This is a genomic window from Demequina lignilytica, assembly GCF_030418375.1.
GTDB classification, from domain to species: domain Bacteria; phylum Actinomycetota; class Actinomycetes; order Actinomycetales; family Demequinaceae; genus Demequina; species Demequina lignilytica.
The window spans coordinates 138,363-155,541 of sequence record NZ_JAUHPZ010000004.1; the positions used below are offsets into that span (position 1 = coordinate 138,363).

Consider the following 17,179-nt stretch of genomic DNA (forward strand, 5'->3'; position numbering starts at 1 on the left):
GGTTCTTCTAGCGGCTAGCCGGAGCCAGCTCGCGAGTCAGCCGCACCTCGCCGGAACCGCCGGGCAGGTCGACGGTCGCCGTCCCCGCTCCACCTTCCACAGCGAGGCTGCCGGCGGCCTCGCCGTCGACCTCGACCGCGTACGTGCCGTCGACCGCACGGCTCAGCCGCATCGTGAAGGCGCCCCCTCCGGCCGCCCCGTGCTCGACGGCCAGGGTGATCTCCGTGAGCGCATTGTCGACCGTGGCACGCGCGTACCGCGCGCCGGTGAGCTCGAAGCGGAAGCCGCCGTGCTGGTAGAACGTGGCCCGCTGCCGCACGCCGTCTCTGGGGACGATGGAGAGGCCGCTGGCCGATGCTGAGAGGTCGCCGCCGTAGGCATACAAGCCCACGATTCGGTCTTCCACCACCGCCACCTCGGAAGCGCGGAGGCCTCCCCAGAATCCCAGGTCGGCCTCGCCCGACCACGCCCACCAGCCGTCGATCTGGGGCATGAACGCCCAGTTCGGCTCGGGGACGCCCAGCTGGCTCTGGTACTGCCAGGACGCCGCGCCGATGTTCGCCGGGTCAGCGCTGATCTGCCCGGCGTTGATGTTGGCCCAGCCGGCGAGGAGGGCGCCGTAGGTCGAGCGCATCGACTCGTCGAAGTCCCTGTCTCCCGCCGCCATCTCCTCGCGCAGGTAGTCCTGCTGCTGCCATGCGCCGAGCTGCGTCTCGTAGCCCAGGTTCCACCACGACTCGCCCATGTGACGGTTGTCCGAGCCGTAGTAGTACCAGAGCGGCTGCATCCCGCGCGCGGCCAGCGACGACCTCTGGACACGGTCCTTGAGCGCCTCATCGTCGTACATCTTCGCGAACACGTATGACGCTTCAAAGCCCGTGGTGTCGATGCTCGCCTCCGAGGCGAACGGGTACTTCTGCGCGAAAAGCGTCTCGCTCTTGGCGTCCAGCAGCGAGCGCAGGGCCGCCGCCTGGGCGATCATGCCCTCGCCGTCCAGCGCCGCGAGGATCTCGGGATAGGTCCCCTCGCCCATGAGGCCCAGGTCGTGCGCCGCGTCGCCAATTGGCGTCGGCAGCGGGATCTTGGTGAACATCGCCTCGAGGGTCCGGAAGGCCAGGTCGAGGTACTCGCGGGCGGGGCGGGCAGTCTCGAGGTTCGGGTACGTGGTCGCGACCTCGTACATCGCGACGTAGGTGTTGGCGATGTGCGTGTAGTTGTACGCCCGCCACACGCCCTGGTCGCAGGGAGTCCCGTCGCAGCCGTCGTACCAGCGGTAGACCTGCCAGGTGCGCTCCCCGTCCTCGGTTGCCGCCTGAAGGTAGCCCAGAAGGAAGCTGTCGATATACCGGTCGAGGGCGTCGATCTCCGCCTGGTCGGGGCTGGTGAGGTTCTTGCGGGCCAGGTACAGGGCGGGCGCGAGCCCCGAGTCGTCGGAGCCTCCCGCCATCCACTCCTTCCAGCCGCCGCCCGGGTAGTCGTGCCAGGACACGGGCTTGCCGGTCGCCATGCTCCACTGGAGAAAGGCTCCGTCGTAGTCGTGCTCCGTGCGCGCCTGCTGGTGATCCACGAGGAAACGGGCGTGGGAGTCGATCAGCGTCTCGACCGGCGCGATGGCGTAGTACTGAAGTACCGACGTGCGGCCGCCGTCGAACGTCACAGTGACCTTGTTCGGCCCGAGACGGGGCATCGTGAGCCGGTAGAGCTCGTACCCGTTCCGGGTCCCCACCGAGGTGACGGAGACGGACCGGCCGTCCTCACCTGCGACCCCCTCGATCCCGCCCGTGGCGCGCACGGCGAGGGTGACGTCCGTGTCGGTCGGCACCACCATCCCCGGGAGCGAGACCACGTCAACCACGCCCGCGTCGAACAGCACGTCGCGCAGGTCCGTGTAGTCCGCGGCCCACCGGAAGGTGAAGCCGTAGGACGCCGAGCCCCCGGCCGGCACGGTGCCGGACGTCGCCGGAAGGTAACCGCCGATCTTGCCCTCGCGCTCGGGCTGCAACACGGCGGAGTGGATCGCGAACGTCACCAATCCCTCCCACGCGGGATCCAGCTCGCCGAAGATGGTCTGTCCCGTCCGGCTCTTGTCGCGGAACTCCAGCGACGTGCCGGGCTTCGGCACCATCACCAGGAAGGGTCCTTCGCCGTTCGGACGCTGCCAGTACGCGTAGGAGCCGTCCCCCGCGACGTACGAGTGACGCACCACGTTCTGCTCGTAGATCGCGGTCTGGTCGCCGGCGTTCCACCATGCGTTCATCAGCATGGGTACGCCGAGGTCCTCGATGGTGAGCGGCTCCGATGAAGGGTTGGTCAGGGTGATCGACCAGTCGAAGACGTCGCGGTCCTCGCCGGTGAGCGCGTAGGTCTCCGTCAGGCCGAAGCCCCGGATGCCGTCCTCCCGCGCGGCCTCGCCGTCGTACGCGACCACCACGCGGTCGCCCGAGGACGCGACCGTGCGGATGTCGTCCGACGCGCTCGTCAGCCGCTCCGCGCCGTCGACCCGCATCACGAGGTCGCCTACCCAGCGCGAGTCGTCGATGTCCCAGTCCGGGTGGATGTCGGGATTGGCGACGAATGTGGTGCCGTAGGAATCCGCGGGATGCGAGAGCTCGAAGACTCCTCCGCTCGCGCCGTCGATCCCCACGCGGAAGGTGTCGGAGCTCAGGGTGGCCATCTGCTCGGGCGATACGGGCACGGGGGCGTCTCCATTCGTGACGAGGGCTCGGATGAGCATGGACGATGCGCCGGCGGTCACGATCGCGGCCGCGACGGTCAGCCCGATCCGGACAGGTCTGCGCATGGGCGTGTGAACCTTTCGTCGGCCGGGTGGACCGGCGGGCGGCGCGGGTGCCGCGGCGGGGATCTGGCGAACGCAAGGTCGCCCGCCGAGGGTGGGCGTCGCGGCCGGCGGTTCGCCGGGCCGCGGCGCCCCGCGTCAGCCTTTGAGGCCTGGGTTGAGGTTCGCGCCCTCGATGATCGGCTTCTGGAAGGTGAACAGGACGATCACGATCGGCAGGATGGTCGCGACGGACGCCGCCATCAAGAGGTTCCACTGCGTACCGTACGTCTGCTTGAAGGACGTCAGGCCGAGCGCGATCGTGTAGTTGTCGTTGCTCGTCAGGTAGATCAGCGGTCCTAGGAAGTCGTTCCACACCCCGATGAAGGTGAAGATCGCCACCACCAGGAGCGCGGGCTTCACCATCGGCATGATGATGTACCGCAGGATGTACCAGTGGCTCGCACCGTCCATCTGCGCGGCCTCGTCGAAGTCCTTAGGGATCTGCATCATGAACTGGCGCAGCAGGAAGATGTTGAACGCGCCCCCGCCGAACCATGCGGGCAGGGCGAGCGGCCAGAACGTGTCGATCGCGCCCACCTTGGACCAGCCGATGAACAGCGGCACCAGCGTGACGGCGAACGGCACCATCATGGTCGCGAGCGTCGCACCGAAGACCAGGTCGCGGCCGCGCCACTGGACCCGGCTGAACGCGTAGGCCGCGAGGAGGCTGGTCAGGAGGGTCCCGACGATGATCAGGAGCTCGAGGATCATCGTGTTGAAGAAGAACCGGATGAAGTTCGGGCTGGTGCCGAGCAGCGCCTCCGCGTAGTACTCGAAGGTGAACTGCTCCGGGATCCAGGTGGCCGGGATCTTGAAGACCTCGGAGTTGGCTTTGAATGAGGTGGAGACCATCCAGAAGAGCGGCAGCAGCGCCGCGAGGGATCCGATGATCAGAAGCGCATAAATCGTGGCCCGACCGAGGATGTGGCGCACCAGGTCGCCCGTCGATCGACGTGCCTTTCGCGTGGGCCGCTGCGGCGGGAGTCCGGCGACCTCGTGGACGCCTTGCGTGAGTTCGGGAGTGGTCACTTCTGCCTGCTCTCGTAGAAGACCCAGAGGCTCGAGGATCGGAAGGTGATCGCGGTAAGGATGAGCGTGATGAAGAACAGCAGCATCGCCAGCGCCGACGCGTAGCCCATCTGACCGCCCTGGAAGGCCCTCTGATAGAGGTAGAGGTTGAAGAACAGCGCCGACTGCCCGGACCCGCTGCCGATAAGGAAGCCCTGCGCGAAGGTCTGCATGGCGGCGATGATGCCGATCACCAGGGTGAAGAGGATGACCGGCGAGAGCATCGGCAGCGTCACGGCCTTGAACTGCTGCCATGGGCCCGCGCCATCCAGGGATGCCGCCTCGTAGAGCGTGGGCGAGATGCCGCGCCGCGCGGCGAGGAAGATCAGCGCCGAGCCTCCGACGCCCCACAGGTTCATCAGCACGAACGAGGGGATCACCAGATTCGGGTCCGAGAACCAGTCCAACGTCGGCAGGCCCACCTTCTCGAGGCCCTGGTTGACCAGGCCGTACGACGGGTCCAGCAGCCATAACCACACAACGATGACTGCGACGACCGGGAGGATCGACGGCAGGTAGAAGAGTACGACGAAGAGCCGGTTGAACCGGGTCTTCTGGTTGAGGAGCAGGGCCATCAGCAGGGCTCCGATGATGCCGGTGGGCACCGAGAGCAGCGCGAAGTAGAAAGTGACCCCGAGGGACTTGCCGACCAGCGGGTCGGAGAAGATGGCCCGGTAGTTGTCCAGTCCGATGAACTCGGGAGAGCTCAGGAGGCCCCAGTCGGTGAAACTGATCACCACGGCGGCCCCGAGCGGGAGGACGAAGAACACCACAAGGCCGAGGATGGCGGGGGTGGCCATCGCCACCCCCGCCGCTGCCTCGTGGCGACGACGCGTGCCCTTCCCGCGGCTGGCGTCGGCACGAGTGCCGGTGCGAGCCGAGCCGGTTGGCTTTCGAGTCGTCGCGTTCATCACTGCGCCTGGAGCATCTGGTCGACGGTGGGCTTGAACCCGTCGAGCGCGGCGCCGAGGTCGGGCACCAGGTCGGTGAAGTACCCGTTGATGCCATCGTCAGTCCACTGCACGGTGTTCCAGACGTTGATCAGGTCCCGGACCTTGCGGGACGGGTCGTCCATGACGATGTCGAGCGAGTTGTCGATCGTCTCCTCGAAGCCGAGCGGACGGTTGCCCGTGGTGAGCCAGGTCTCGCGGCCGTTGCCCTCCGTGGCGGCCCGGGTCGCGGGAACGCCGTCGTAGGCGGCCGGGTTGTTCTCTGCCTGGGTCGCGAAGTGCACGAACTCCGCCGCGAGCTCGGGATTCTGTGTCTTGGCCGAAACCACGAGCTGGTCGGTGACCGCCATCGACTTCGGGTCGCCGTAGGACGGGTAGAGCGCCATGCCGGCATCCTCACCCCACGCCTCGGTGACGGCCTGGAGGTTCCAGGTGCCGCCCGGGTACAGCGGGGCCTGGCGCGACTGCAAGACCACGTCGAGACCCATCGAGCTCAGGTTCGCCGGCGGGATGGACACCCCAGTGTCCGCGAGGGCCTTGATGTTCTCGTAGACCTCCACCGCGCTCGGGTCATTGAGCGTGAACTCCATCGCCTCCTCGTCGAACCAGTACGCGCCGTTCGACGCCAGCAGCGGCGCCGTCACCAGCGGGTCGGTGAGGATCATCGATCCCCAGCCGTCCCCCTCGGACGAGGGGTCCGACAGGGCCGTGGCGGCGGCCACGAAGTCATCCCACGACCAGGCCTCAGCCGGGTCGGTCGGGGGCGTATCGATACCGGCGGCGTCGAACGCGGCCTTGTCGTAGAACATCACCATGAGGTGGATCAGCGGCGAGAGTCCCCAGACCGACTCGTCCTCGCGCCAGATCGCGGGTTCGAGGTACTCGCTGTCGAGGTCGATGCCGAGCTCGTCGTACACAGGTGCGAGGTCGAGCAGCGTGCCTGCGTCGATGAAGCGGCCCATGCCCGCAGAGTTCATGAAGAACACGTCCGGGGTCTGGTTGGCCGCGACGAGGGTCTGGATCTTCGTGTCGTACTCCGCGGGCTGGTGGATGTACTCGATCTTCACGTTCTCGTGGCCGTCGGCAATGAAGGCGTCGCCGAGCGTCTTCCACTGCTCGGGTGCACGCTCGTCACCCCAGAACATGATCGTGAGGTTCTGGTCGCCGGCGGGCTGGCCGGGCTCGCCCGAGCTGCCACCGTCGCCACCGTCGCTCGACGAGCAGGCGGAGAGGGTGAGGGCGACGGCCCCCATGCCGGCGAGCATGGCGCCGGCGCCGGTGCGACGCCAACGGAAACTGCGCTGTCCCATGACATTCCTTTCAGTGTGTGGTGCGGCATCCGGCCGGCCTCGTCCTTGAGTGGCTGAGCAGAACACCTGACCGAGCTCCTTCGTCGAGCTCCAGTCTCCCCGATCGGCTTCCCCATTGAAAGGCCTTTCGACGATGACGGCGACGATACTCTCGCCGATTCGCCGATGTCAACAGCGCGGTGCCGTCGTCGCCGAATCGCCACCCATCATCCCTGTTGCTCGGGTGGGTCGCTGCGGGTACCGTTGGACGAAAGGCCTTTCATCCTGGCCTGGCCGTGCACCCCGACGACCGGGGCGCGCGGCCTCTACGCTTCAACGAGGAAGGGTCGACAGTGGCGCCTGAGGACGATGCGGTGGTGTGGGAGATCGGCGACCTGCGCGCGGGGTTCGACCCCGTGCGCGCGGCATGGACGTCGATGCGTTCGGCGAGCGATCGCCACGGCACGGAGTTCCTGCTTCCGGTGGACGATTTCGAGGAGTACGACGGTCCGGGCTCGCGCTGGCTGGGCACCGTGGGGATCGAGGTCGCGTCGCCCGCGGGACCCCCGGCCGCGTTCCTCACCTCGGAGCTCGCCGCGCAGCGCACGGTCTCCGTCGCGAGGGACCGCATTCAGGTGTCCTTCTCGCCGTCGGAGTCGACGTCCCACCTCTCCGTGACGCAGGAGTACCGGCGCACCGCTCAGGGCCTTCGATGGGACACCCTGATCCGCAACGACGGCGACGCCGCCGTCAAGCTCGCCCGCGTCGGGGTCCCGCTGCTCATGAACCAGTACTTCCGCGGGGACGACACGTACAAGTACGAGCAGTGCGTGCTGAGGCACGCGGCGATCTGCCATGCGAACTCGTGGTTCACCTGGGCGAAGTCGAGCGGCGACATGCCCCTGCTGGTGCTCAAGACGATGGGCGACACGACGATCGACAGCTTCGACGTCGCGCACGACGATCCGCGGTGGGGGCCCCGGAGCACCTTCTCGGAGTCGTTCGAGGGGCTCTACACGGCGTACCCCATCGACTCGGAGAACCCCGCGTTCGGCGTCGACGGGGACGGTCGGACGCTCGACCCCGGCGCAGAGGTCACCCTCTCGCTGCTGGTGTCGATGCAGGCGGACCACGAGGCCACGCACCGCTGGCTCGCGGCCAACGGGGGCGTCTACCTGGAGACGACCCCGGGGATGGTGCTCCCGGTCGGGCTCGAGGCGGCGGCGACGGTCTACGCCGACGCACGCCCGGACGTCACCACGGACCCCGCCGACATGGCGCTCGGAACGCTCGAGAGCCTCTGCGACGGCACCTGGCGGCTCCCGCTCACGCTGCGCGGCCACGGGCGGCGCACCCTGCGGGTGTCCGTCGGCAGCCATGAGTCCCGCATCGTCTTCTGGGGCATCGAGGATCCCGAGGCCATCTACTCGCAGCAGGCGGCGTTCATCGCCGAGCGGCAGTTCGAGACCGACCCCGCCGATCCGGCGTTCCACGGGCTGCTGATGTGGGACCTGGCCGGGCGCCAGCGCGTGAACGCGGCCTCGACCACGGACGTGCCGGAGTGGATGGCGGGGGGCAGCGACGAGATCGGCCTGGTCAGCGGCCTCTTCCTATCCGAGTGGAACGTGCACCGGCCCGACGAGGACCAGATCCGGACCCTGCAGGCCTACTGCAAGGACTTCATCGAGGACCGGCTCACCGAGCAGCCGGGCTGGCGCGTCCATCGCGCCGTGCCGTGGTTCTCGATGTTCGAGCCGTGGGCCGGCAACGGCGCCGACGACGTATGGCGTGCGTTCAACTACGTCCACGTGGCGAACACCTACGTGAACATGTACCGGATCGCGACGCTGTACCGCTACGACTGGCTCGACGCGCCCGTCGAGTGGCTTCGGAAGGCTTACTTCTACGCCCGCGCGATGTTCGCGTACTGGATGTTCCCCGACGGCGTCGGCGCCGACCGCTTCGGCAACATGGGCGAGCTCGGCATCGCGCTCGACCTGCCGGCCGCGCTCCGGCGGGAGGGGCTCGACCAGGAGGCCGCCCATCTCGAGGCGCTCGTCACCAAGAAGGCGATGCACTTCGCCGGCAAGGAGTACCCCTTCGGCTCGGAGATGGCGTACGACTCGACCGCATTCGAGGCGGTCTACGCCTACGGCAAGGCCGTGGGCGACCAGGCCGTGATGGAGAAGTCCGCGCGGGCGTCGCTGGCCAACCGCGGCCGCCAGCCCGTGTGGCACCTCTACATGACCGACCTGCGCGCCCACGGCGACAGCCAGTGGAACGCGAGCTACATGACGCAGCTGGGCGCGTACGCGCTGTTCGACTGGGCGCTGGAGCAGCAGCACGCGGACCCGGAGCTTCTGAAGGCCGCCTACGCGTCCTACCTGGCAGGCTTCTCGATCTTCAACTCCGGCGGCTGCCTGAGCGAGGCCCCCGAGAACCGTGGGGCAAGCGGCTGGATCGTGGTGGGCCATCACGGCGACCTCTCGGGTCGCGCAGGCGGCGAGGACCTCCTGCACGGCGTGGTGGCCCTCTCCGGCGAGAGCGCGCTGGGGTGGTTCGGGGCGCTGCGTTGCGCCGCCTCGATCGTGTACGCCGAGGAGGGCCGCGACGCGGGCCTCGGCTGCACGGTGACGGCAACCGGGCATGGCGTTACCGTGGTCCCGCACGACGGCCTGCGCGCACGCTTCTTCGACGTCGCTCGCGGGTGGGCGGTGGTCCTCGAGCGTGACGCCATCGTGGAGGTGCGCATCGCAGATGACGGTTGCGTGCTCGAGCTCGAGAACATCACCGCGGATGCCCACGAGCTTGCGCTCGAGGTCCGCGCGCCGAGCGCCGGGTCCTACGCCGTCGAGATCGACGGCCGGCGCCTCGACGGCGACGCGACGATGCGCCCCGGCTGGAACCGCGTCACCGTCGCCCTGCCGACGGGGGCGGGGGCGACTGTCTCGCTGCGCTCGGTCGCGACGGCGAGGTGACGTCGAGGGCCCCGAGACCTCGCAGTCTCGGGGCCCTCGACCCTCTCGTCGCGCGGGCGTTCCCGGCTACCGCTCCGGGAGCCAGACCGCCATGGTCGACTGCCCGCGGTTAGCCCACGCGAAGTACGGGATGGCACGGATCCACTGCGGCTGCAGGCGCGGATCCTCGGTCGAGTACAGCTGCCCGTCGGCGAGCGGCTCCACGCGCCTAGCGTCGGCGGCGATGGCGTGCACACCCGCGACAGGGCCCTCCTCGACCACGAGCGCGGCCTCGCGCGGGAGCACGATGCTGTGGGCGGGGACGCCGTCGAGGTCGACGCCCTCCAAGCAGTGGACCAGAGGGCCGCGCTGCAGGGCGACGCGCCCGGCGTCCGCAGCGACGCGAGGATCGGCGCGGACCCGGAAGGGTGCATCGTCGAACGACAGCTCCACCACGTCGCCCTCGGCCCACTCGCGTGTCAGGCGCGCATAGCCGTCCCGGACCACCTCGGCCAGCGCGATCTCCTCACCGTTCACTCGGACAGATGTCGTAGCCGACCACGCGGGGACACGCAACGCAAGCGTCCACGCGGCGTCCGCCTGCACGTCTCGGAAGGTGAGCGCGACACGGCCGTCCGCAGGCAGGGCGGTCGCGACGTCGACCGTCGCGCCGCCCCCGGCCGTGGTCGTCACACTGCCCCCGATGTAGAGGTGCACGGCGAGCTCGTCGTCGCCCTGGGCATACGCATAGGTCTGGAGGGACGCCAGCAGCCGGGCGAGGTTCGGCGGGCAGCACGCGACTCCGAACCACTCGTGACGATGCACGTCGCCGGCGCTGGCGAGCGGGTTGCCGTAGAAGTAGCAGACGCCGTCGGACGAGGCACCGGCGAGAACGCCGTTGTACAGGGCGCGCTCGAGCACGTCGGCATAGCGACCGTCGCGGGTGATGTTCGCCATGCGCTGCGCCCACATGACGAGGCCGATCGCCGCGCAGGTCTCGCCATAGCCGGTGTAGTTCGGCAGGTCGAAGGGAGCGGAGAAGCCCTCGATGGACGGGTCCGACCCGAGCCCGCCGGTGACGTACATCTTCCCGCCCACCATCGACTCCCAAAGTCGCTCGCAGGCGCTCAGGAGGCCCGGGTCGTCCGTGTCGACGGCCAGGTCGGCCATCGCGATGAGCATGTACATGGCCCGCACCGAGTGTCCGACGATCTCGGACTGCTCGCGCACGGGCAGGTGGGACTGGTTGTACTCCCGGAAGCGCTCGGCCTGCTGCTCACGGTTGCGGAACTCCCGGCTGAAGTAGCCGGGTGTACCGCGGCGCTCCAGCTCCGCCTCGAAGTAGTACGGCTGCGTCCCACGAGCGTCGATCATGCGCTTGGCGAGTTCCACATACCTCGCATCCCCGGTGGCGCGCGACAACTTCACGAGCGCGAGCTCGATCTCCTGGTGGCCGTCGTAGCCGCCCTCGCAGGAGCCGCCCGGTCCGAACTCCCGAACCACCAGGTCCGCGTAGCGACGGACGATGTCGAGGAAGCTGGTGCTACCGGTCGCGTCGAAGTGCGCGACCGCGCCCTCGATGAGATGGCCGAGGCAGTAGAGCTCGTGGGCGTCGCGCAGGTCGGTGAAGCGCTCACCGGGCTTCACCACGGTGAAGTAGGTATTGAGATAGCCGTCAGGCTGTTGCGCCCCGCGGAGCAGATCGATGGCCTCGTCGACCGATGCCTCGAGGTCGGGATCGGGGTGCGTCGCGAGCGTGTAGCTGGCGGCCTCGATCCACTTGCCGATGTCGCTCTCCCAGAAGATGTGGGGCTCGCCGGGGTCGCCGGGTCGCCATGCGAGCCTGAGGGCTTCGAACTGACCGCCCGTCCGTAGCTGGTGCTCCTGCTGCGGGATCGTATGTGCGCGCACCGTCTCGCGCCGGGGCGCCCAGAACCCGTCGGCGATGACCGCGTCGCGCAGGGCGAGCGGCTGGAGCGTCGAAATTGTCGTCATGGTGGTCACAGTCACACCTTCCTCATCAGGCACCGTTGCACGCTGAAGGTCTATAGTTGCGAAAGGCCTTTCGCTGAGTCGAAGGTACGGTCTTCCCGGGAACGATGTCAACCAGGAGCGGCCACCCCGACGCGCGGTAGCGGGCACTACACTGCGACGATGGAGACAGGCGTGACGAGCGATTCCCCCAGCAAGGCTGCGCGCGCGACCACGCTCTCGGACGTGGCGGCGGCCGCGGGTGTCTCCATGGCTACGGCATCGAAAGCCCTCAACGGCAAGCGGGGTGTCAATCCGTCGACGCGCGCCCGGGTCGAACAAGCGGCTCAGGACCTGGGCTTCTACCCGAATCAGCAGGCGCGCAGCCTGATGTTCGGTCGCAGCGGATCGATCGGGCTGCTCACCACCGACCTCGAAGGCCGATTCTCCCTGCCGATCCTCGCCGGCGTCGAGAGCGCGCTGCGCGACGGAGAGGCCGTCGCGATCATGGCGAATGCCAGCGGCAGCGCGGAGATGGTCGACCGCCACGTCCACGCGCTGCTCAGCCGTCGCGTCGACGGCATCATCTACGTCGCCAGGGGCACCGAGCCCGTCTTGCCGCTGCCGGACAGCATCAAGGTGCCTGTCGTCTATGCCTACGGCCCATCGACCGACGCGGATGACGTGTCGATCGTGGCGGATCACCGCGGCTGTGGCCGTCTCGCGGTGGACCACCTCATCGACGTCGGATGCCGCGCCATCGCGCACATCGGCGGCCCCGACGACCCGGCCACGATCGGCTACATGGCCGCCCGGCTCCGCGCCCGCGGCACCTTGGACGGCCTGGCCGCGCGCGGCATGGACCCGGTCCTCAACCGCCCGCTCTTCGGCGACTGGACGGAAGCCTGGGGGTGGGAGGCGGTCGAGCAGCTTCTCGCCCGCGACGTCGAATTCGACGGACTCGTCTGCGCGAATGACCAGATCGCCCGCGGCGCGATCGACTGTCTCGCCGCCAGGGGTATGCGGGTGCCCACCGACGTCGCCGTCATCGGGTTCGACAACTGGGCGCCCGTAGCCCAAACCGCTCGCCTGCCGCAGAGCTCGGTCGACATGAACCTGGACGAGCTCGGCCGGGTCGCGGCGCGCGCCGTGCTCGACCCAGATGGCTTCCCGCAGGGCAGCACTCGCGTCGCTGGCAGAATCGTCGCCCGCGAGTCGACGGCCCACGCATCGCTCAGCACTCCCTAGTCCCCGGCCCTCCCGGCCCTCGTCCGGAACCGGGTCTGTCGGCACTACATCCATCGTTCACCGAAGTGGTCCAAGATGTGGGGCCAGCGCAACCACGTCGAGACACTCAACGAGGACGTCAAGGAAGATGGCTCGGACGACACGAGCCGCCGCCAACGCGTCCCCGCCAAGCGGCCCTCTTGGCAGCGCACACCAACATCAAGCGGTTCGGGCGTGGTGAACGGATAGGCGGCATCTGCTGCAGCATCGATCGACTCCGGTCGCCCGATGCTGGGGCAGACCCTACCTACTTGCCAGTGCTCACTACCGCTCGGGCCTGACTCAACGGACGGGCGTCGCGCGAGGAGGCGGACCCGACGCGGAAGCACGCGACAGGCACGTGCCGCCTGCTAGCGGGTCCGCCTTGGGCGTGATGCCTGACTCGTGCCACCGGGGACACTAGCGCCGCGAACCGCCACTCACGAGCCCTTCGCGGGCACGGCCGGCCGCTCTGGGTTGTCTCCTACAGCCTCCAAGGTAGTCGCGACCCTCGACGCCGGCGGCAAAATCCCCAGGTAGAGCGCTCCGTGAAGGAATTGCCAGGATATGGCGCTCTCCCGCCCAACCGCCGGGAGCTCAGTCTGAACACGGGCGCACATCGTGGCAACCTGCCAACCTAGGCCCCTACCCGACAGTAGGCAGGCCTCGCGCCGAGCCCGTCCTACGCCTCCGCCCGCTCCGCCTCGAGCGGTCGTGCGGCCGGCACCACCAGGATCGCCACGAGCGAGACCACCCCGACGGCCAGCAGGGCGTCGAGCACGCCCACCCGGTCGCCGAGGAAGCCGATCAGCGGCGGACCGATCAGGAACGCGCCGTACCCGATCGTGGACACGACGCTGAGGCGCACCGCCGCGCGCGCCGGGTCGTCCGCCGCGGCCGACATCCCCACCGGGAAGCCCAGGCTCGCGCCCACGCCCCACACCGCCACCCCGATGAAGGCGAGCCACGGCGGCCCGAACACCACGAGCGCGCAGCCCACGATGGCGGTGGCGAACATCACCCGTAGCACCGCGATGCGCCCGAAGCGGTCGAGCAGTCCCGTGCCGACGATGCGTCCCGCGGTCATGAAGGACAGGAACACCGCGAGCGCGACCACGCCAAGCGCGTTGGACGTCTCGTGACCGTCGACGAACGCGACGGCCATCCAGTCGTTGGCGACGCCCTCGGTGAACGCCGCCGCCAGCACCATCAGCCCGATCAGCAGGGTGCGGGGCTCGAGCCACGGCGACCGCGCCTTGCCCCCCGTCGGCACCGCCTCCGTCGCGCCCTCGTCGTACGCCGGCAGGAACCGCCTGGTGAGCGGTACCACCGCCACCATGCCGGCCGCCGCCGCGACTCCGATGTGCACCCCCACCGGCACCGCGAGCCAGGTGAGCAGCGCCCCGACCAGCGCGCCCACCACGGTTCCACCCGAGAAGCCGGCGTGGAACCACGGCATGACGGAGCGGCCGAGCGCCTGCTCGACGATCGACCCCTCGAGGTTCTGCGCCACGTCCCAGCCGCCGATGCCCAGCCCGACCAGGAACAGGGGCACCATGAGGACGGGGATCGGGGCATGCGCCTCGACGGCGATGCCGGCGCCGATGAGCCCGGGCAGGCTCACCCCCATCCCCAGCAGCACCGTGTTCGCGGCGCCGATGCGGTGCGCGATGCGGCCCGCGACAGGGAGTCCGCACAGCGACCCCACGGAGATCGCCAGCAGGAGCAGCGACAGCTGGCCCGGCGTGAGGTCCAGCAGGTCCTTCACGTCGGGCACCCGTGCCATCCAGGTGGCGAAGGCGAAGCCGTTCACGCCGAAGACCAGGAGCGTCGCTGTCCGCGCGGCGCGCCCCCGCCCGACGTCACGCGTCCAGTCGGCGGGCTCTGCGCTCAGGCTCATGGGCTCAGCATCGCAGGTCGGCCCGCCCCACCCCTCGACATCGTTGGGGTACTGACTATATGATCGGGGAGTCCCCCGCAGGCATCGATCAAAGGAGATCGGCCATGCAGTTCTACCGAGACGGCTACCGCCCCGGCGACCCTGACGTCCAGCCCCCGAGCCCCGAGGCTCTCGCCCGCCCCGACAGCCTCCCCGAGGAGGTCGACGTGCTGATCGTCGGCACCGGGCCCGCCGGCACGGTGCTCGCCGCGCAGCTCGCCGCGTTCCCCGGCATCCGCACCGGGATCATCGAGCGGCGCGACGCCCCGCTCGAGGTCGGCCACGCCGACGGCGTCGCCTGCCGCACCGTCGAGATGTTCCAGGCCTTCGGTCTCGCGGATGCGCTGGTCCGCGAGGCGTACTGGGTCAACGAGGTGCGCTTCTGGGGCCCGTCGGAGACGGACCGCGACCGGATCGTCCGCACCGGCTGGGTCGAGGACACGCCCGCGGGGCTCAGCGAGTTCCCCCACGTGATCGTGAACCAGGCCCGCATGCAGCAGTACCTGCTCGACCACGCCGCAAAGCAAGCGAGTCGACTGACTGTTGACTACGGGCTCGAGCTGGTCGACCTGCACCTGGGCGACGACGGCGACCCGGTCACGGCGACGATGCGCCGCACGGTGGGGGAGCGCACCGGCGAGGAGGTGACGATGCGGGCGCTCTACGTCGTCGGCTGCGACGGCGCCCGCAGCAACGTCCGCCGCGCGATCGGGCGCGAGTTGGTCGGCGACGCCGCCAACCACGCGTGGGGAGTCATGGACGTGCTGGCCACCACCGACTTCCCGGACTGGCGGACCAAGAACGTGATCCAGTCCGCGGGCAAGGGCAGCCTGCTGATGATCCCCCGCGAGGGCGGCTCCATGGTCCGCTGCTACGTCGACCTGGGCGAGGTTCCCGCGGGCGACTCGGAGATCAGGAAGACCACCGCCGCGCAGCTCACCGACGTCGCCAACGCGATCCTCCATCCCTATTCGATCGACGTGCGCTCCGTCGCCTGGTCCTCGGTCTACGAGGTGGGCCAGCGCGTCACCGACCGCTTCGACGACGTACCGGCCGACCAGGTCGGGCTGCGCGACCCCCGTGTCTTCATCGCGGGCGACGCGTGCCACACGCACTCCGCGAAGGCCGGCCAGGGCATGAACGTGTCGATGCAGGACGCGTTCAACCTGGGCTGGAAGCTCGTCGCCGTCCTCACCGGACGCGCGACGCCGGACCTTCTCGCGACCTACTCGGAGGAGCGGCAGACGGTCGCGAAGGACCTCATCGAGTTCGACCGCTTCTGGTCCGCCTTCATCGCCCAGCCCACCGTCGACCCCGACCACCCCGAGCGCGGCGGCGTCACGTCCGAGCAGATGCGCGAGGAGTTCGCCCGGCAGGGCCGCTACACCGCCGGCCTCGCGACGCGCTACCGGCCCTCGACGCTGACGGGCGAGAGCACGCACCAGGGCCTGGCGACCGGCTTCGAGATCGGCGCCCGCTTCCACTCGGCCAGAGCGATCCGCGTCGCGGACGCCCGCCCCATGCATCTCGGCCACGCCCACGTCGCGGATGGCCGGTGGCGCGTCTACGGCTTCGGCGACCGCGGAGGTGTCGAGCTGCGCGCGCTCGCGGAGTGGCTCACGGACTCGCCCGACGCCCCGACCCACCTCTTCCGCGCTCCCGGCGACGCCCTCGATGCGGTCCTGGACGTCCACGGCGTCCTCCGCGCCGGGCACCACGACCTCGACGTCACCGGCCTGCCCGAGATCCTGCTCCCACGCTCGGGTCCGCTCGGCCTCCAGGACTGGGAGAAGGTATGGGCGATCGATCCCGCCGACGACATCTTCGCCGCCCGCGGCATCGGCGACGCCGGGGCGCTCGTCGTCGTCCGGCCCGACCAGTACGTCGCGCACGTGCTCCCGCTCACCGCCCGCGAGGAGCTGACCGCCTTCTTCCGGGGCGTCCTCGTCGAGCAGCGGGCGGCGGCGGTGCGATGATCGACCGGTGAACGACCCCGACCAGGAGCCGCAGCGCCACACGGGCTATCTGATCCGGCGCGCGCAGCAGGCGCACGTCGCGACGTGGACTCGGATGGTCTCCACGGAGATCTCGAGCGTCCAGTATTCCGTGCTCGTGATCCTCGACCAGCGCGGGGAGGCGAGCCAGCGCGACCTGTGCGACGCGGTCGACCTCGACCGGTCCACCATCGCGGATCTGGTGCGGCGCATGGAACGTCGCGGTCTCATCGAACGGCGACGGGACCCCGACGATGCGCGGCGCAACACCGTGTCCCTGACCGCCCTGGGCAGGGCGGAGCGGGAGCGGCTGCGGCCGCTCGTGGCGGCCGCCGACGCGGAGCTCACCGGCGCGCTCGCCCCCGCCGAGCGGGAGGCGCTGCGCGAGGGGCTGCGGCGCCTGCTGGCCAGGTGACGTTCTGTCATATTCCGGACTCATCGACCCTCTACGGTGGCCTCATGGCCGTCATCGATCCGGACGAGGACCCGCTCGAGCTCGAGACGGAGGAGTTCCGCGAGATCTACGCCGAGGACCCCACGGTCGCCGACCTGGTGCACGCCGCCGTCCTCGCGGAGCACCCGGAGCGCCCGGCGCTGGCCGACGCGGTGGTCGACTCGCTGGTCGCGGGACACGACATGCATGAGGACGAGGCGCCGATCGTCGAGATCCTGGACGCCTGCCTGCGGCTGATGCCGCTAGACGCGGTGGTCGAGCACCTGCGCGGGCTGCAGCGGGACGCGCTCGCCGACCTGCTCGAGGCCACGCCCGCCGAGGCCGGGCGCTGGCTTCACGAAGGAGGCTGGGCGGTCCACGACGATGCGGGGACCGAGGTCGCGTTCATGTTCGCCCGACGCGACAGCGGCCGGGCGTGGGTGCAGCTGTTCGACGGCACGCTCTGACCGGCC

11 protein-coding genes are annotated in these 17,179 nt (G+C 69.5%); 5 read left to right on the plus strand and 6 right to left on the minus strand.

Annotated features, from left to right (window positions below):
- Positions 1–7: 7 nt before the first annotated feature.
- The 4 genes from QQX13_RS08370 to QQX13_RS08385 form a co-directional block, all read right to left on the minus strand.
- On the minus strand, positions 8–2,800 hold the full coding sequence (locus QQX13_RS08370; RefSeq protein WP_301119106.1) for a DUF5695 domain-containing protein: 2,793 nt from the start codon (positions 2,798–2,800) through the stop codon (positions 8–10).
- A gap of 135 nt (positions 2,801–2,935) precedes the next feature.
- Complete coding sequence (locus QQX13_RS08375) at positions 2,936–3,868, minus strand: carbohydrate ABC transporter permease (protein WP_301119105.1); 933 nt, start codon at positions 3,866–3,868, stop codon at positions 2,936–2,938.
- Entirely contained in the window at positions 3,865–4,707 is an 843-nt protein-coding gene (locus tag QQX13_RS08380) for a carbohydrate ABC transporter permease (RefSeq protein ID WP_301119104.1), read from the minus strand. The genes QQX13_RS08375 and QQX13_RS08380 overlap by 4 nt, the downstream gene beginning before the upstream one ends.
- Positions 4,708–4,817: 110 nt before the next feature.
- Entirely contained in the window at positions 4,818–6,167 is a 1,350-nt protein-coding gene (locus QQX13_RS08385) for an ABC transporter substrate-binding protein (RefSeq protein ID WP_301119103.1), read from the minus strand.
- A 332-nt stretch (positions 6,168–6,499) separates the two neighbouring features.
- On the opposite strand from QQX13_RS08385, the gene QQX13_RS08390 reads away from it, so the two are divergent.
- Positions 6,500–9,124 carry a DUF5695 domain-containing protein gene (locus QQX13_RS08390; protein ID WP_301119102.1) on the plus strand — a complete coding sequence of 875 codons (2,625 nt, stop codon included), beginning with the start codon at positions 6,500–6,502 and terminating at the stop codon, positions 9,122–9,124.
- A 66-nt stretch (positions 9,125–9,190) separates the two neighbouring features.
- Here QQX13_RS08390 and QQX13_RS08395 read toward each other — a convergent pair whose 3' ends face one another.
- Positions 9,191–11,098 carry a glycoside hydrolase family 127 protein gene (locus tag QQX13_RS08395; RefSeq protein WP_301119366.1) on the minus strand — a complete coding sequence of 636 codons (1,908 nt, stop codon included), beginning with the start codon at positions 11,096–11,098 and terminating at the stop codon, positions 9,191–9,193.
- A gap of 159 nt (positions 11,099–11,257) precedes the next feature.
- Here QQX13_RS08395 and QQX13_RS08400 point away from each other — a divergent pair, with 159 nt between their 5' ends.
- A complete protein-coding gene (locus QQX13_RS08400; RefSeq protein ID WP_301119101.1) occupies positions 11,258–12,322 on the plus strand; it encodes a LacI family DNA-binding transcriptional regulator in 1,065 nt (354 codons plus the stop codon).
- A gap of 700 nt (positions 12,323–13,022) precedes the next feature.
- On the opposite strand, the gene QQX13_RS08405 is transcribed toward QQX13_RS08400, so the two are convergent.
- Positions 13,023–14,240 (minus strand): MFS transporter, encoded by a 1,218-nt coding sequence (locus QQX13_RS08405; RefSeq protein ID WP_301119100.1) that lies wholly within the window; start codon positions 14,238–14,240, stop codon positions 13,023–13,025.
- A 104-nt stretch (positions 14,241–14,344) separates the two neighbouring features.
- On the opposite strand from QQX13_RS08405, the gene QQX13_RS08410 reads away from it, so the two are divergent.
- From QQX13_RS08410 to QQX13_RS08420, 3 genes are read left to right on the plus strand one after another with little or no spacing between them, the layout of a single operon-like run.
- Entirely contained in the window at positions 14,345–16,255 is a 1,911-nt protein-coding gene (locus tag QQX13_RS08410) for an FAD-dependent monooxygenase (protein WP_301119099.1), read from the plus strand.
- Positions 16,256–16,262: 7 nt separating this feature from the next.
- Positions 16,263–16,688 carry a MarR family winged helix-turn-helix transcriptional regulator gene (locus tag QQX13_RS08415; protein ID WP_301119098.1) on the plus strand — a complete coding sequence of 142 codons (426 nt, stop codon included), beginning with the start codon at positions 16,263–16,265 and terminating at the stop codon, positions 16,686–16,688.
- 44 nt (positions 16,689–16,732) lie between these two features.
- The gene (locus tag QQX13_RS08420) at positions 16,733–17,173 is read left to right on the plus strand and encodes a hypothetical protein (protein ID WP_301119097.1); all 441 of its coding nucleotides are present in this window, start codon (positions 16,733–16,735) and stop codon (positions 17,171–17,173) included.
- Positions 17,174–17,179 lie beyond the last annotated feature (6 nt).

Coding starts and splice junctions, on each gene's coding strand:
- QQX13_RS08400 (WP_301119101.1), top strand. CDS start 11,258: ATGGAGACAGGCGTGACGAGCGATTCCCCCAGCAAGGCTGCGCGCGCG.
- QQX13_RS08380 (WP_301119104.1), bottom strand. CDS start 4,707: ATGGCCACCCCCGCCATCCTCGGCCTTGTGGTGTTCTTCGTCCTCCCG.
- QQX13_RS08420 (WP_301119097.1), top strand. CDS start 16,733: ATGGCCGTCATCGATCCGGACGAGGACCCGCTCGAGCTCGAGACGGAG.
- QQX13_RS08385 (WP_301119103.1), bottom strand. CDS start 6,167: ATGGGACAGCGCAGTTTCCGTTGGCGTCGCACCGGCGCCGGCGCCATG.
- QQX13_RS08410 (WP_301119099.1), top strand. CDS start 14,345: ATGCAGTTCTACCGAGACGGCTACCGCCCCGGCGACCCTGACGTCCAG.
- QQX13_RS08405 (WP_301119100.1), bottom strand. CDS start 14,240: ATGAGCCTGAGCGCAGAGCCCGCCGACTGGACGCGTGACGTCGGGCGG.
- QQX13_RS08370 (WP_301119106.1), bottom strand. CDS start 2,800: ATGCGCAGACCTGTCCGGATCGGGCTGACCGTCGCGGCCGCGATCGTG.
- QQX13_RS08395 (WP_301119366.1), bottom strand. CDS start 11,098: ATGACGACAATTTCGACGCTCCAGCCGCTCGCCCTGCGCGACGCGGTC.